The organism is Spirosoma utsteinense, assembly GCF_014282275.1.
Classification (GTDB): Bacteria; Bacteroidota; Bacteroidia; order Cytophagales; family Spirosomataceae; genus Spirosoma; species Spirosoma utsteinense.
On sequence record NZ_VFIA01000005.1, the window covers coordinates 95,205 to 110,471 of the forward strand.

The 15,267-nt window shown below is 52.9% G+C and carries 14 protein-coding genes; 7 read left to right on the forward strand and 7 right to left on the reverse strand.

The features are described from left to right. Positions 1–88 precede the first annotated feature (88 nt). Together FH603_RS05350 and FH603_RS05355 are read left to right on the forward strand one after the other, a co-directional pair. Positions 89–343, forward strand: coding sequence for a hypothetical protein (locus tag FH603_RS05350; RefSeq protein ID WP_186736435.1), 255 nt, complete (start codon positions 89–91; stop codon positions 341–343). A gap of 70 nt (positions 344–413) precedes the next feature. Next, positions 414–1,712 (forward strand): hemolysin family protein, encoded by a 1,299-nt coding sequence (locus FH603_RS05355; RefSeq protein WP_186736436.1) that lies wholly within the window; start codon positions 414–416, stop codon positions 1,710–1,712. Between the two features lie 131 nt (positions 1,713–1,843). Here the strand turns inward: FH603_RS05355 and FH603_RS05360 are convergent, their stop codons facing one another. Next, positions 1,844–3,292 (reverse strand): sensor histidine kinase, encoded by a 1,449-nt coding sequence (locus tag FH603_RS05360; RefSeq protein WP_186736437.1) that lies wholly within the window; start codon positions 3,290–3,292, stop codon positions 1,844–1,846. Positions 3,293–3,343: 51 nt separating this feature from the next. Next, positions 3,344–3,748, reverse strand: coding sequence for a PAS domain-containing protein (locus tag FH603_RS05365; RefSeq protein ID WP_186736438.1), 405 nt, complete (start codon positions 3,746–3,748; stop codon positions 3,344–3,346). Positions 3,749–3,938: 190 nt separating this feature from the next. Here FH603_RS05365 and pyrE point away from each other — a divergent pair, with 190 nt between their 5' ends. From pyrE to FH603_RS05380, 3 genes are read left to right on the forward strand one after another with little or no spacing between them, the layout of a single operon-like run. Further along, on the forward strand, positions 3,939–4,577 hold the full coding sequence (gene pyrE, locus FH603_RS05370; protein WP_317171217.1) for an orotate phosphoribosyltransferase: 639 nt from the start codon (positions 3,939–3,941) through the stop codon (positions 4,575–4,577). 9 nt (positions 4,578–4,586) lie between these two features. Then, a complete protein-coding gene (locus tag FH603_RS05375; RefSeq protein WP_186736439.1) occupies positions 4,587–4,997 on the forward strand; it encodes an OsmC family protein in 411 nt (136 codons plus the stop codon). A 43-nt stretch (positions 4,998–5,040) separates the two neighbouring features. Beyond that, positions 5,041–5,211: a hypothetical protein gene (locus tag FH603_RS05380; protein WP_186736440.1), complete on the forward strand. Its 171-nt coding sequence runs from the start codon at positions 5,041–5,043 to the stop codon at positions 5,209–5,211. Here FH603_RS05380 and FH603_RS05385 read toward each other — a convergent pair. Both FH603_RS05385 and FH603_RS05390 read right to left on the reverse strand, forming a co-directional pair. Continuing rightward, on the reverse strand, positions 5,208–6,563 hold the full coding sequence (locus tag FH603_RS05385) for a dihydrolipoyl dehydrogenase family protein (RefSeq protein ID WP_186736441.1): 1,356 nt from the start codon (positions 6,561–6,563) through the stop codon (positions 5,208–5,210). The two genes, FH603_RS05380 and FH603_RS05385, sit on opposite strands and share 4 nt — an antisense overlap. A gap of 120 nt (positions 6,564–6,683) precedes the next feature. Beyond that, positions 6,684–8,315, reverse strand: a complete 1,632-nt coding sequence (locus FH603_RS05390; RefSeq protein WP_186736442.1) for an ABC-F family ATP-binding cassette domain-containing protein — start codon at positions 8,313–8,315, stop codon at positions 6,684–6,686. A gap of 252 nt (positions 8,316–8,567) precedes the next feature. Here FH603_RS05390 and FH603_RS05395 point away from each other — a divergent pair, with 252 nt between their 5' ends. Beyond that, positions 8,568–9,236 carry a DUF2461 domain-containing protein gene (locus FH603_RS05395; protein WP_186736443.1) on the forward strand — a complete coding sequence of 223 codons (669 nt, stop codon included), beginning with the start codon at positions 8,568–8,570 and terminating at the stop codon, positions 9,234–9,236. Positions 9,237–9,257: 21 nt separating this feature from the next. Here FH603_RS05395 and murI read toward each other — a convergent pair whose 3' ends face one another. Together murI and alaS are read right to left on the reverse strand one after the other, a co-directional pair. Next, positions 9,258–10,088 (reverse strand): glutamate racemase, encoded by an 831-nt coding sequence (gene murI / locus FH603_RS05400; RefSeq protein WP_186736444.1) that lies wholly within the window; start codon positions 10,086–10,088, stop codon positions 9,258–9,260. Between the two features lie 122 nt (positions 10,089–10,210). After that, on the reverse strand, positions 10,211–12,862 hold the full coding sequence (gene alaS, locus FH603_RS05405) for an alanine--tRNA ligase (RefSeq protein ID WP_186736445.1): 2,652 nt from the start codon (positions 12,860–12,862) through the stop codon (positions 10,211–10,213). A gap of 135 nt (positions 12,863–12,997) precedes the next feature. On the opposite strand from alaS, the gene FH603_RS05410 reads away from it, so the two are divergent. Further along, positions 12,998–13,324 carry a MerR family transcriptional regulator gene (locus FH603_RS05410; protein ID WP_186736446.1) on the forward strand — a complete coding sequence of 109 codons (327 nt, stop codon included), beginning with the start codon at positions 12,998–13,000 and terminating at the stop codon, positions 13,322–13,324. Positions 13,325–13,331: 7 nt separating this feature from the next. Here the strand turns inward: FH603_RS05410 and FH603_RS05415 are convergent, their stop codons facing one another. Further along, positions 13,332–15,182, reverse strand: a complete 1,851-nt coding sequence (locus FH603_RS05415) for a cytochrome c peroxidase (protein ID WP_186736447.1) — start codon at positions 15,180–15,182, stop codon at positions 13,332–13,334. Positions 15,183–15,267 lie beyond the last annotated feature (85 nt).

Here is a 15,267-nt window from a genome sequence, read left to right on the forward strand (position 1 = left end):
AGTTGGCCAGTCAGTCAGTGGTGAGTTGAAAAGCGACAGCCACTGACTAACTGGCCAACTCATTGACTGGCCAACTCCCTATCTGCCCATGAAACTACCCGAAATCCTCCTCCTGGCTGCGGCTGCCGGCTTCCTGACCATCTGGATTGCTGAATTTCAGCGTACAACTTTTGCCGAGAGTTATTGGTTATTGATGTTGTGTCTGGCCTTTCTGCTGGCATTTCAGTTTGTCAGAAACAAACGACTCGAACGGGAAAAGACCATTTCTCCAACGATCAAACAGATGGTGAACGATCGGAAGAAAGCAACAGAACCGTCTAAAAAGCCAGCCAGAAAGAAGTAGCCGCCCGGGATTGTCTCTCCGAGATGCTTAATCTGTTAGCTTTGTATTACACAGGATAGATCAATTACTCTTGGATTCGTACGTTTTGCTTTTCGGTGCCCTCCTCGCCCTTGTGCTGGCCGGTTTTTTTTCGGCGGTCGAGATGGCTTATGTGTCGGTGAACCGGCTGTATTTCGAACTGCATAGCAAGCAGGGACCACTGGGCGAAAAGCTCGTGTCAGGCTTTCTCAAGAATCCGATTCTTTTTGTTGGCACCACGCTGACCGGCAACACGCTTTTTCTGGTCCTTTATGTTGTGCTGAGCGTAACGGCGCTGAATCCATTGTTGATAAGGATTCTACCCGATGCCTACGACAGTCCTTTCCTGCTGGTTGTACTGGAAACGCTTCTGCTGACCATCGTTTTTCTGCCCTTAGCCGACTATCTACCCAAAAGTCTTGCCCTTATTCATCCCGACCGTTTTCTGGAATGGCTGGCCATACCGTTATGGGTCATCTATCAGGCTATAGCGCCTGTAGTGCGCGTGCTGGTAGGCATAGCCCGTTTCTTTATTCGCTTCGTGCTGGGCAAACGAAATCCGGAAATTCGACCCGTTTTTGGCCTGACAGACCTTAACCACTACCTCCAGCAACTAAATCAGAAAGACAGCGCTCAGGAAGACGTAGAAGTTGACACGCGAATTTTCAATAAAGCCATCGAATTTCGTGATGTACGGGTACGCGATTGCCTGATACCCCGCACTGAAATTGCCGCCATAGCGGTCGATGATACGGTTGAGGAACTGAGGCAGGCATTTCAGGATAGCGGTCACTCCAAAATCGTGATCTACCGCGATACGATAGACGATGTGATTGGATACTGCCATGCGCTGGCGATATTTCAAAAGCCTGCCACCGTTGAAGAGATCATTACCCCCATTATTACCGTTCCCGAAACCATGCCCGCGCAGGATTTGCTGCTTCGATTTTTATCCGAACGCAAAAGTTTGGCCCTGGTAGTCGATGAATTTGGCGGTACAGCCGGCATCGTCAGTGTAGAAGATATGGTTGAGCAGATCTTTGGTGAAATTCAGGATGAATACGACACCAACGAAGACTGGGTAGAACGAAAACTTGACGATCACAACTGGCTGCTGAGCGCCCGCCATGAGATCAATGATTTGAACGAGAAGTATGGCTGGAACATTCCTGAAGGTGATCGGACATCGACATCGGGCCGATATGACACGCTTGGCGGCCTGATTCTGGCTACCAACGAAGACATTCCGAAAGTGGGTGAGATCGTGCAGTTTGCGCCTTTTACGTTCACGATCATGTCGATGGACGGTACCCGAATCGACACGGTTAAAGTCAGGCTGAATAAGGAATAAAAAAGTCGTAATGGTCGTAAGTCGTAGGAGTCGTAAGTGGCTGACGCATGTTTTGCTAACGCGTCAGCCACTTACGACTTCTACGACTTACGACCATTACGACTTCTACGACTTACGACTTCTAAAACTACTTACTTCGGCAAATACACCCGGAAGGTAGCACCCTGACCGGGCAAACTGGTAGCCATGATGGCTCCCCGGTGGTTTTCGACTACCCGTTTACAAATAGCCAGCCCCATACCGGTACCGTTATACTGCTGGCGGCTATGCAGCCGCTGAAACACCTGAAAGATAAGCTCCGTGTATTTACTGTCGAATCCTATACCATTATCGGTCAGACTGATTTCATAATAATCCCGGTCAGTCTCCAACTCAGGCGGACCATCATTTCCCGTTACAGTCTGGCACGTCACCTCTATAAGCGCCGGTTGTTGACCAGGCTGAAACTTTAGCGCATTCGTCAACAGATTTATAAACAAGTGATACAATTGATTCCGGTCGCCCTGAACAATCGGAAGTTCACTGACGTCGATTTTGCTACCGGTTTCCTGAACGTTGCTTTTCAGTTCGTAACATACATTGGCCAGTAATTGATTCAGGGCCACCAGTTGAAAAGGCTCCCGATACGTACTGATACGCGAATAGGCCAGCACATCTCTGATAAGCGTCGACATGCGCTCTGTTGCCGACCGCATCCGGTTTATGATGTCTTTCCCATGATCGCCGAGCAGAGGACTGAACTGATCCTGTAATATATCGCTGAACGCAGTGATCTTGCGCAACGGCTCCTGCAAATCATGGCTGGCCACATGAGCGAACTGCCGCAGATTTTCATTGGCATTCAGCAACTCGCGGTTTACCTGCTCCAGTTGCTGCTGGCGGTCTCTACTATCGGTAATACTGACCAGCGTCAGCACGATACCGTCCCCCCATTTCGACACCGTCATCTCCGACCAGCCCGTCAGTTTATCATAGTTATATTCCTGTTCGAACCGTTCTGACTGACCTGTTTCAATCACCCGCACGTACCGATCGAACAAGCCGGTTTCAATAACATGGGGAAAGTATTCGAGCATTGTATGGCCAATCACTTCTTCATCGGTCCGATCTACATCGCGACGACTGGCTTCGTTCTGGGCTTCATACCGAAAATCGACGATCTGGCCCGTCGTCTTATCCCGGATTGCGCTAAAGGCAATGATGGGATTCAGGGAGTTGTCCAGCACCGACCTGAGCAATTCGGCCTGGTGCTGGTTAGCAAATTCCGCCTGTTTCAGGGCGGTAACATCCACAAATGTGGCAATGACGCCATCGCCAAACGGGCGAATCCGGATGTTGTACCACCCATCATATTCGCCAACCGGCAGATTGACGCCGTTTATTTTCAGAGGGGTGCGCGTCTGGACGACGCGCAGATGCCAGTCGAGAACGCCATTCTGCCTGGCTTCAGGCCAGGCATTCGAGTATAGCTCGCCGATAAGGGCCTCTTTTTTTTGCTGCGTGATCCACTCGGCAGCCGGGTTGATGTGCGTAAACCGAAAGTCTGTAACGGTTCCTTCGCCATTCCGTACCGACTCCATAACCGCAATACCACTCTCTGTATTATCCAGTATGGCCTGGAGCAGTTCTGCCTAGTGGACCTTTTCCTGCTCAGCTCGTTTCTGTGACGTAATATCTATCCATGAAGCCAGTACATCGTCATCACCGGAACGAGCCAGTGACTGAGTCATCCATACGCCAGCTTCTGCGTAGTAATGTTCGATGTGCATGGGCAGGCCCGTTTCAGCTACCTGACAATACGTAACGAATATGCCACTGTTTATACCCTCCGGATCTACGGTAAGCATAGTCTCGGTAAGCATTCGCTCGCGCGGAACACGGACGATTTCGGTGGCCCGTTCGTTGCATCGGATAACCTGAAAGTCAATAATATGCCCCGCCGGATCGCGCAGGGCACGGCACACCACAATCCCGTGATGCGATGTTCGAAAGACACTGTCGAGCAACAGGTCAGCTGAACTGGTGGATGTATTCATGAGCGGTAATTTCTAGCTGAGGAAGGTGATGTGTAACCAGCCGCTAAATAAACTAATTAGTCGCTCTTTAACCAGTTATGTAGCAAAGTCAGCATCCCGGCACTTTTTTATCAGTCGTTTAACCCAAGGCCAATCAAAGAACATTAAACAGGTTTACTTACTTTTGACCCCATTACTTTTTCGTTACGCTGTGGATAAATTAACTATACAACAAACCGTTGCCCGGCATCTACTGTCGGTTCAGGCTGTCCGGCTCCAGCCAACGACGCCTTTCACCTGGAGTTCGGGCTGGAAATCCCCCATTTATTGCGACAATCGCGTTACGCTCGCCTACCCCGACGTACGAACCTATATCAAAAACGCCCTGGCCGACGCCATACAACAGCAGTTCCCCTCGGTTGAGGTGATTGCCGGAGTGGCAACAGCCGGAATCCCCCAGGGTGCCCTGGTGGCCGACGTACTGGGCCTCCCCTACTGCTATGTCCGCCCGGAACCTAAAGCCCACGGCATGGGCAAACAAATTGAAGGCTATCTGGCGGCCGGCCAACGGGTAGTGGTTATTGAAGACCTTATTTCTACGGGCGGCAGTTCGCTCAAAGTAGTCGACGCGCTCCGGGCTGCCGGGGCCGACGTGCTGGGTATGGCAGCTATCTTTACGTATGGCTTTCCGCTGGCCGACCAGAACTTCCGGGAGCGAAACGTACCGCTTGTCTGTCTCAGCCACTATGATGCGCTGCTGACAGAAGCCCAGGCGCTGGACTACATCTCGGCCGATGCCATGGCATCGCTTTCGGCCTGGCGGCAGAACCCGGCGGATTGGGGTAACTAAGAAAACAACATGGCCAGAATAACCGCCCGGATTGAACGAACATCGTATGAAACGCATCTTTCTTCCGGATCACAGGTCGTGGTGGTAGACGAACCTCCCGATGTAGGCGGACAGGATAAAGGGATGAGGCCGGGAGAACTGCTGGCAGGATCGCTGGCGGCCTGCACCGTCATCACGTTGCGGATGTATGCCGACCGCAAAGGCTGGCCCCTCGACTCGGTGGTGGCCCATGTCGATTATGCCAATGATCCGAAAACAAAACGCTCCCTGTTTACGACGCAATTAATTCTGAACGGCGACCTCAACGACGATCAACGCGCCCGGCTTCTCGAAATGGCCGACCGCTGCCCGATTCACAAAGCACTGGAAAACCCAGCCGATTTCACGACAACCCTGGTCGACTTTCCGGGAAACGAATAGTTAGTGAAGCCGACCAGTTGACGGCTCTTCATCAGCGTCCGTTTTGGAGACCGCTACTTACAGCTCCTCCCTGCCATCGCCGGGAGGACGTAAACGAATGGAGAGCCGTTGTCCGGAAGCCCGCGTCTACGCTACCGTTTGCCGGATACCGTTGGGGCAAACATGGCGTCCTGCACCGGGTCACCTGTCATTACTGGCTTTCAGCCACGATTAAGCGGGTAGCATGTAGTTGATATCGGATGAATGCGTTGGATAGGCAAACAGCACATCGCGAATGGCGCTGGCCGATAGGTTATGCTTCATCGCCAAAGCAAAAAGGTTGATTACTTCATCGCTGCCGGAACCCAGCAGGTGTGCCCCCACAATCTGGCCCGTATGACGATCGACCAGGGTTTTGAACCCTGAAACCGGCTCGTTAATTCGTTTGGCGCTGTACCATTCACTGGTTTCCTGGCAGGTTACAATCACGTCCCTTCCCTCTTCTGCCGCCTGCTCTTCCGTAAGCCCGATAGAGGCCAGCGGTGGCACGGTGAAAACCGTAGTCGGAACCGGCGAACCGTCGAACAACCGGTTGTTGCCATTCAGGATATTCTCAATAACGATATTGCCTTCATAACCAGCCAGTGGCGTTAGAGGCAATCCTTTGTCGGCGACATCTCCGCAGGCATACACCGCCGGGTTCGACACACTTTGCAGGTATTTATTAACGGTGATTCCCTTCTTGCCTGCTTCGATGTCCGCTTTGTCCAACGCCAGTTCGGCTACGTCGGCCACGCGACCAGCGGCATGAACGACCAGATTAGCGGATACAGTCTGGATACTATCTGCCTGCTTATACGTAACCGTAGCCTTTTCGTCATTACCGGATATGGCTGTTACAGTTGCGTTCAGCAGGATGCGAATACCAATGCCTTCCATAGCCTTGACGAGAAACGAGACCACATCGGCATCGAAGCCTTCCAGCGGACGCTTGCCACTATGGATAATAGTCACCGCAGCACCGGCGCGGGCAGCAATATGGGCAAACTCAAAGGCGATATACCCGCCACCCACCAGTATTATTTCGGCGGGCAAGGCCGGTAAATCCAGAAAACCAGTACTATCGACCAGCAACTCTTCGCCGGGAATGTCTAATGGACGCGGTCGGGCACCGGTGGCAATAACGATGTGGCCGGCCCGTAGTTCGTCGTCGCCCACCCGGATGGTGGTTTTATCGGCAAACGTGGCAGCACCGTGAAATGAAACGATGCCTTCGCCCGCAAACTTCTGCTCGGTATTTTCCGGAATTGGGTCAGTGAACGTTCGTTTAAAAGCCATCAGATCGGCCCAGTCAATAGATGGTTCAGCCGTAATCCCTTTACCTGCCAGTTGTGCGGCACGACCAATTACCTCAGCGGCTCCGACCAGCACTTTCTTCGGATCGCAGCCACGTTGGGAGCAGGTGCCGCCAAAGGGTTGTTTATCAATGATGGCAACGGTTTTACCAGCCTCACGAGCGGCTTCAGCCACTGTCTTTCCAGCTGAGCCGGTACCAATAACAACTAAATCAAATGATTGAACAGACATATAATAGGCAGCAACGGTCCATCTCTATAACTGACAAATCGAAGGAGCGGCTAAAAAAAAGCGGCTGATTCAGGTTGAATCAGCCGCTCCACTGGTATATCGCCTGGTGAATCAGTACCCTTAGGCTACTGCTTCGTAGAGTCCTTCCCGCTGCGACTTCACGCGATCGTCGGACAGGTACTCGTCGTAAGTCATCAGTTTGTCGAGGATACCGGCTGGTGTGATCTCGATAATGCGGGTAGCTACCGTCTGCACGAACTGGTGGTCATGGGAGGTAAACAACACCGGCGCTTTCACATCGATCAGGCCGTTATTTAGTGATTCGATCGATTCCAGGTCGAGGTGGTTGGTTGGCTCGTCGAGCAACAGGCAGTTCGCACCTGAGAGCATCATCTTCGACAGCATACAACGCACTTTCTCGCCCCCGCTCAGTACCGTTGCTTTCTTGAGCGACTCTTCGCCCGAGAACAGCATCCGACCCAGGAAGCCCCGGATGAAGCTTTCGTCTTTTTCAACCGAATACTGACGCAGCCAGTCGACCAGGCTCAGATCGGCCTGGAAGAATTTGTCTTTCTCGGTGTCGTTCGGGAAGTATGACATCGTGATCGTGATACCCCACCGGAACGTGCCGGAATCAGCTTTGCGCTCGCCCGCCAGAATATCCAGCAAGGCCGAAACCGCCAGACCGTCGCGGCTAAACAGGAAGATCTTGTCCTGTTTGTTCACGGTGAACGACAGATTTTCGAACAGCTTCGTGCCGTCTTCCGCCGTATAAGTCAGGTTTTCGACCGTCAGAATCTGGTCGCCGGGCTCGCGTTCAGGCTTGAAGTTAACGTATGGGTATTTCCGGGATGACGGCTGAATATCGTCCAGAGTCAATTTCTCAAGCAGCTTAGCCCGGCTGGTTGCCTGTTTGGATTTAGACGCGTTGGCCGAGAACCGCCGAATGAACTCCTCCAGTTCTTTGCGCTTATCTTCCGTCTTCTTGTTCTGATCCTGCCGCTGACGCAAAGCCAGCTGGCTCGACTCATACCAGAACGAGTAGTTACCGGCGAAGAGCTTCACCTTGCTGAAATCGACGTCGACGATCTGCGTACAGACCTGATCCAGGAAGTGGCGATCGTGAGATACAACGATGACCGTGTTGTTGAAGTTGGCCAGGAAGTTCTCCAGCCAGCTTACCGACTCCACGTCGAGGTTGTTGGTTGGCTCGTCAAGCAGCAACACGTCGGGGCTACCGAACAGGGCCTGAGCCAGCAGGATACGCACTTTCTCCGAGCCGTTGATGTCAGACATCAAGGAATAGTGCAAATCTTCCTTAATACCCAGACCGCTTAGCAGACTGGCGGCATCTGACTCAGCATCCCAGCCGTTCATTTCCGCAAACTCTGATTCCAACTCGGCGGCTTTTTCACCGTCGGCATCCGTGAAATCGGTTTTTGCGTAGAGGACATCTTTTTCCTGCATGATGTCATACAGGCGTTTATTACCCATAATGACGGTTTGCAGAACCGGATATTCATCGAAGGCGAACTGATTCTGGCTCAGCACCGACATCCGCTCACCGGGCGTCATGATTACGCTACCCGTTTGTGGTTCGATTTCGCCCGACAGGATTTTCAGGAATGTAGACTTACCGGCTCCGTTGGCACCAATGACGCCATAGCAGTTGCCGGAGTTAAATTTTATGGTGACGTCGTCGAACAGCACCCGCTTTCCATAGCGAAGAGAGACGTTTTGTACCGATATCATGGCGTATTTATTGCTTCAGGTTATAAGAACAAAGGTACGAAATTTTGGCGGGATAGGCCAGTGTCAACAACGGATGTCATCCCAGGACACTGGCACTCAGCTACAGGGACGGGTCCCAGCCATTCAAGCCCATCGGGATAGCAGGGCATTCTGTCCGGAGTCGGGGTCACTTTCCAGGGAAGCCAGTTGACTCTGTGAGACCGTCTGTTGGTCAATTTGCTTAAATTTGCTTCTTCAGCTGCCCTTCTCTCTATGCTCCAGCCCAGTACGCTCACCTTTCTGTCCGACCTGAAAGCCAATAATAATAAGCCCTGGTTCGATGCCAACCGGTTGGTCTACGAAGCGGCCCGAAACAACTTCATTGACCTGGTGGCCCGGCTGCTCGAAGGGATCAATACCATTGACCCGGCCATTAGCGAAACGGCTTTACAGGCAAAAAGCTGCATTTTTCGGATCAATCGCGATGTCCGGTTCTCGACAGATAAGTCGCCCTACAAATCTTATTTCGGAGCCTGGTTCAACGCGGGCGGCAAACAATCGCCCACGGCAGGCTACTATCTGGATCTGCGCCCTGGCGGCAGCTTTGTGGCGGGTGGCCTGTACATGCCCGATGCGGCCATACTGGCGACGATCCGACAGGAGATCGATTATAACCTGGCCAACTTCGAACAGATTCTGACCCAGCCCGCGTTTGTCAAACAGCTTGGCGAGCTAAACCGCGACGAAGTACTTCAGCGTCCACCCAAGGGCTATGACGCCAGCAACCCGGCCATCGAATACCTGAAATTGAAGAGTTTTACGGCTTCCCGCCAGTTGCCCGATTCTGCCCTCACCAAGCCGGATCTGGTCAAACAGATACTGACTACGTTCAGCAGCCTGCAACCCCTGATCACGTATCTGAATACAGCCGTGGTGCCGTAACAACACCATTCACTCATTCTCCTATAGCGCCAGGTGCATTGACTGAATCGGCTCGCCGTAGAACACGGTAGCCTGCCGGTCGAAATCGGCGGGAGAATCGGTTGTCAGGAAAGCACGCTGACCGTGCTTGCTGCATTCAACCTCCAGTTCCGGGTGACGTAGTAGGTAGTCGGCCAGACTATCGGCCACGATACGGCCCTGGCTGAGAATAGTGGTTCCAATCGGTGTGTATTGCCGAATTTTACCGAGCAACAGCGGGTAATGGGTGCAGGCCAGTAAAATGGTATCGATACCGGGCGATTTCCCAAGCAGGCGGTCGATGTGCTGGCGAACGAAATAGTCGGCTCCGGGGTTGTCATACTCCCCGTTCTCGACCAGCGGCACCCACATCGGGCAGGCTTCCTGAAACACCCGCAACTCCGGGAAGAACTTTTCGATCTCGACCACGTACGACTCTGACGTGACGGTACCCCGCGTACCCAGCACCCCCACCTGACCCGTTCTGGAATACGTACCGATGACTTCCGTCGTGGGTCTGATTACGCCCAGTACCCGCCGGTTTGGCCCGTCCATTTTAGGCAGATCAAGCTGCTGGATATTCCGTAGCGCTTTAGCCGACGCCGTGTTGCAGGCCAGAATCACCAGGCGGCACCCCCGGTCGAACAGGTGCTGAACACATTCGAGGGTGTATTGGTACACCGTCTCGAAGGAGCGGGTACCGTAGGGCGTCCGGGCGTTGTCGCCGAGGTAAACGTAATCGTACTGCGGTAGCTTTCCAACTAGTTCGCGCAGGATGGTTAACCCACCGTAGCCCGAATCAAATACGCCAATAGGTTGTAAGGGTGTGGGCATTTTAGAAGATTAATTAAAAGTTGTTACACAGAGAAAAACGGAGATACGCAGAGAGATTCACAAAAAAAATCTCTTCGTATCTCCGTTCTTCTCTGTGAATCTCTGTGTAACAACTTTAGCAGTTACCCCAATAACGCTTTTCCCTGCGCCAGGGCGGCATCAAGCCCGCTCGATTCGGAACCACCCGCAGTGGCAAAGAAGGGCTGACCGCCCCCGCCCCCTTTGATATTCTTGGCCAGTTCTTTCACGACTTGTCCGGCATTCATGTGCTTGTCCTGAATCAGCGAGTCGGGCAGCATCACCGCGAGTTGGGGTTTGCCGTTGATATCGGCCCCCAGTACCAGCGCCAGATTATCGACTTTGGCTTTGAGGTCATAGGCCAGTTGCTTGAGTGCTTCGGCATTGGGCACATCGACCCGCTCCACCAGCACCATATGCCCGTTGACGGGTTGTATCTTGGTCAACAGTTCATTTTTCAACTGCTGCACCTTCTCATTCTGCATGGCGTCGACCTGCTTTTGCAGCGCAATCCGCTCATCGATCAGGCTCTGAACCGCCTTCACAATGTCTTTGGGCGCTTTCAACAGCTCTTTCAGCTCGGAGATAACGGCCATCTGCTCGTTTACCAGCGCTTCAGCACCCACCGACGTTTTGGCTTCGATCCGGCGGATACCCGTCGATACCGATCCTTCGCCGGTGAATTTGAACAGACCGATATGGCCCGTTGCCGGAACGTGCGTACCCCCACAAAGCTCGACCGAATAGGCCGGGTCGAAGGTAATCACCCGAACAAAATCACCGTACTTCTCACCAAACAGGGCTGTAGCCCCCAACTCTTTGGCCTGCACAATGGGTACATTTCGTTTCTCGTCTAATGGAATATCCTGACGGATCTTCTCATTCACGATGCGCTCGACCTGGGCGAGTTGTTCATCAGTTACCTTGCTGAAATGCGAAAAGTCGAATCGTAAGGCATCGGGCCCTACGTAAGAACCTTTCTGGGCCACATGGGTACCCAGTACATCGCGCAGGGCCGCATGCAGCAGGTGCGTAGCCGAGTGGTTACTCGACGTAAGCATCCGGCGGTCGGCATCGACAACGGCGTGAGCCGACGTAGCCGATTCCAGTAAATCATCAAGATCTTTATCGGCTGCGATCAGGATCGACAGATCATTCTCCTTCTTCGTGTCCACAATCCGGATCATCCGAACCTGTTCGCCGGTAGTTAGTACGAGTACGCCCGTGTCGCCAATCTGCCCGCCTGACTCTGCATAGAATGGTGTTTCGGCCAGCACGATCTGGTACTGAGTGCCCTGCTTATTCTGCACCTTCCGGTATTTGACAATGAACGTGTCGGCCTCGGTCTGGTCGTAGCCGACGAAGCGCGTGCCGTCTACCTCGTTAACGTCGATCCAGTCACCCGCCGAGGACGAGGCATCTTTGCGCGAACGGGCTTTCTGCTCCTGTAGCGCTTTCTGAAAGCCAGCATCGTCGATGCTGAGGCCTTTCTCCCGCGCAATCAGCGCGGTTAGATCGGCCGGGAAGCCGAAGGTGTCATTCAATTCAAAAACGGTTTCGCCCGGGATAACAGACTCCTGCCTGCCCGACAGATCGGCAATGATCTGATCCAGTCGGCCAAGACCGGTGCCCAGCGTACGCAGGAACGAAATTTCCTCTTCCCGAATTACCGTCGCAACAAAATCACGCTGAGCATTCAGTTCAGGGAAAACATCGGCAAACTGCGCGGCCAGTGTCGGAACGAGTTTGGTCATGAACGGCTCGGTCAGGTTCAGGTACGAATAGCCATACCGGATGGCCCGGCGCAGAATCCGACGGATCACATAACCTGCCTTCGCATTCGATGGCACCAGCCCATCGCCAATGGCGAAGGATACCGCCCGGATGTGGTCGGCAATGACGCGCATCGTGACGTCAGCCTTGTCCATCGTTCCGCCATACGTCATGCCTGATACTTCTTCGATCACGCCGATCGTCCCGGTGAATACGTCGGTATCGTAATTTGATTTTTTGCCCTGAATAGCCATGCACAAGCGCTCGAAACCCATACCCGTATCGACATGGCGGGCGGGCAGCGGCTCAAGCGACCCATCGGCCTTGCGGTTGAACTGCATGAATACCAGGTTCCATATCTCTACCACCTGCGGATGGTCGGCATTAACGAGGTCTTTGCCGGGCGTTTGGGCTACCTCTTCGGGCGAGCGCAGATCGACGTGGATTTCGGAGCAGGGACCACAGGGCCCCGTGTCGCCCATCTCCCAGAAGTTATCTTTTTTATTGCCGTAAATAATACGGTCTTTCCCAACGATTGGCTCCCAGAGGTCGAACGCTTCCTGATCGAAGGGGACGTTATCTTTCTGGTCACCTTCAAACACCGATACATACAGCCGGTCTTTAGGCAGCTTGTATACTTCCGTCAGCAACTCCCACGCCCAGGTAATGGCTTCCTTCTTAAAGTAGTCACCAAACGACCAGTTACCGAGCATTTCGAACATGGTGTGGTGGTACGTATCGAATCCAACGTCTTCGAGGTCATTGTGCTTTCCCGATACGCGCAGGCATTTCTGCGTGTCGGCCACACGCCGGGATGGTGGGTTACCGTTTCCCAGGAAGAAGTCCTTAAATTGAGCCATTCCCGAGTTATTGAACATCAGCGTCGGGTCGTTTTTGGCGACAAGCGGAGCCGAAGCAACAATCAGGTGTTGTTTTGATTGAAAAAAATCTAGAAAATGACGACGTATTTCGTGGGATGTCATAGCAACCGAATCGTTGGTCAAGTAGGGCCTGGTGGTTTTCCAATCCCTCTTTCGACCGTTAAATAAACAGAAGTAGTAGGGGGCAAAATTACGCCAAAACTTGCATGTTTACTGTCGTCTCACCAAGTTTGTCAAATGGAGGGTTCAGGTAAGCTTTATTACGGGATTCAGGAGGTAGCAGCAATGTTCAGTATCAATGCGTCTAAGCTGCGCTATTACGAGAAAGAATTCCCTACGTTCCAGCCAAAAAAAAATCGATCCGGCGACCGGATTTATACTCAGGCGGACATTGATCATCTAACCGAAATCCTCGATCTGATCAATCAGCGCAAGTTCACCCTGCCCGGCGCTCGCGAATACCTGAAAAACCGCGATGCAAACCGCCGTGGAAATGCCCGCATCATGGCAAAATTGATGGAGCTGAAAGCGTTTTTGCAGCAGATGCGTAACAGTCTGGACTAAACAGCGCTCAAAGAGCTTCCATAAAAGCCACCAGTGCCTTTTTCTCCAACGCGGTCAGGTTCAGTTTATCGAACGGCAATGTTTGATTATCAAGTCCGAAGCCAAGTCCGTTCCCTCCCCCTCTGTCATAAAACTCCACCACCTGATCGAGTGTCCGGTACACGCCATTGTGCATGTAGGGCGCGGTCTTTGTCACATGGCGTACCGTTGGTGTCTTGAATGCGTAACGGTGAGGCTCCCGGCCGGTCAAAACAAATTTTCCTACGTCCGGGTCAACGGTCTTGCCAGCGGCTGTAGCGGGCGTGCCCAGGACTTCGCTTTCACTTTCCTGATAAGCCGGTGGCACGGTTCCGTTGAACAGCGGGAAGAAATGGCAGGTAGCACACTTACCTTTCCCCATGAACAGGTTGAATCCCCGCTTTTCGTCGGCGGTCAATAAGGCACTGGCTTCGTCAGGGTTGCTGGTACGCAAGTAGCGGTCAACCCGTGAGTCGAGGCTTGTCAGCGATCGGACGTAGCTGGCCACTGCATTGGTGAGCGTTTGCTCGGTTATGCCTTCTTTGTATGATCGGGTAAAGAGCGCCCGGTAGTCGGGATTTTTTGCTAATGCCTTGACGGCTTCAGGCAGCGACCCGTGCATCTCCTGGCTATTCTGGATCACATCGCTGACCTGATCTTCCAGGAAAACAACCCGTGAGTCATAGAACTGAACAGCTTGTAAGGAGGCATTCAGCAAGGTGGGTGCGTTGCGCTCAACACGTTTGCCCCCCACGCCTATAGCCAGGCTTTTAGGTTCCCCGTCCGTAAAAGCCTTGTCAGGTTGATGGCAGGTGGCACAGGTCCGGGCCGTCGACCCGCCACTATGGGTTGACAGGATCGGATCGAAAAATAACCGTTTCCCGAGTAAGACCCGATCGGGTGTGGATCGTTGCTCGTTGAAATTGGTAAAGTAATCAGGATTGAAGACGCCGGAATCGGTCAGGGTACGAGCCTGGGGCGACAGCAGCCGGTTTTCGGCAAAAACGGGAATATTCAGCGTCCTCTGCGCATCCATCAACAAACCACTCAATACATTAGCCTGTTGCCCGATAAAGGTCAGCCGGTCGAAATCATCGAAACGGCGGGACGACCGTAACCCGGTAATGGCCTGGCCGAACACCTGGTCGAGACGGTTCGATAAAGCGTTATCCCGGTCAGCGAGATTATAGTGCTTAAGTTGATGCTGCAAACTTTCCAGCGCACTGGCCGCTTCGGGCATTGAGTAGAACGCTACCGGCGAGTCGAAGCCGGTGATCCCAAGTGTAACAACCCGAAATACTTCCAGGCGCATTGCATCGAACACATGGCTGTCGGTCAGTTCGTTACTTTCCGAAATTTTGCGCAATCGGTTCACATTAGACCGGATAACAGCCGCTGTCTGTAGAGCCTCTGCCTGATCGTTGACAGAAAACAGGGGAAACAGCTTTTCTTCCAGCACCTGAAACCCTTCGGGCGCATTGACCCGTAAGTCGTCGTCTACCTCCGGTATGTTGGGGCCGTTGAGCGCACGGGTTGTTTCGGGACTGTAATAAGCTGATATAAATTCGACACGCTTGTAGGCTAATCGCGCCTGTTGAAAAGCGGCCTGTATACCGGAGTTTGATCTGTGCTGTACAAGGGCTCGCTGAAGATAGCTGACTGTACTATCCAACTCAGTCAGATCCTGCATGAACTGCGCTTTTACCAACTGGGCAGGTGTTGGTCTGGAGCGCATCCAGATAAACAGGCTCGTGGCTATGAGCAAACTGATCAGTATATAGACAACCGGCCGACCGAACGATCGGCGACGGGGTAGCACGTCGGAAGTCTCTGGAATCATAACGGCGAAAAACGGAAACAGAACCTGTATAGGAAGTGTATGGACGAGCGGGGCGGGTGCCTGTTGAGAACTGCCACTCGGATAT

Coding starts and splice junctions, on each gene's coding strand:
- FH603_RS05415 (WP_186736447.1), bottom strand. CDS start 15,182: ATGATTCCAGAGACTTCCGACGTGCTACCCCGTCGCCGATCGTTCGGT.
- FH603_RS05375 (WP_186736439.1), top strand. CDS start 4,587: ATGGCCAGAATAACCGCCCGGATTGAACGAACATCGTATGAAACGCAT.
- murI (WP_186736444.1), bottom strand. CDS start 10,088: ATGCCCACACCCTTACAACCTATTGGCGTATTTGATTCGGGCTACGGT.
- FH603_RS05410 (WP_186736446.1), top strand. CDS start 12,998: ATGGAGGGTTCAGGTAAGCTTTATTACGGGATTCAGGAGGTAGCAGCA.
- FH603_RS05350 (WP_186736435.1), top strand. CDS start 89: ATGAAACTACCCGAAATCCTCCTCCTGGCTGCGGCTGCCGGCTTCCTG.
- FH603_RS05390 (WP_186736442.1), bottom strand. CDS start 8,315: ATGATATCGGTACAAAACGTCTCTCTTCGCTATGGAAAGCGGGTGCTG.
- FH603_RS05360 (WP_186736437.1), bottom strand. CDS start 3,292: ATGGAGTCGGTACGGAATGGCGAAGGAACCGTTACAGACTTTCGGTTT.
- FH603_RS05385 (WP_186736441.1), bottom strand. CDS start 6,563: ATGTCTGTTCAATCATTTGATTTAGTTGTTATTGGTACCGGCTCAGCT.
- FH603_RS05395 (WP_186736443.1), top strand. CDS start 8,568: ATGCTCCAGCCCAGTACGCTCACCTTTCTGTCCGACCTGAAAGCCAAT.
- FH603_RS05365 (WP_186736438.1), bottom strand. CDS start 3,748: ATGAATACATCCACCAGTTCAGCTGACCTGTTGCTCGACAGTGTCTTT.
- alaS (WP_186736445.1), bottom strand. CDS start 12,862: ATGACATCCCACGAAATACGTCGTCATTTTCTAGATTTTTTTCAATCA.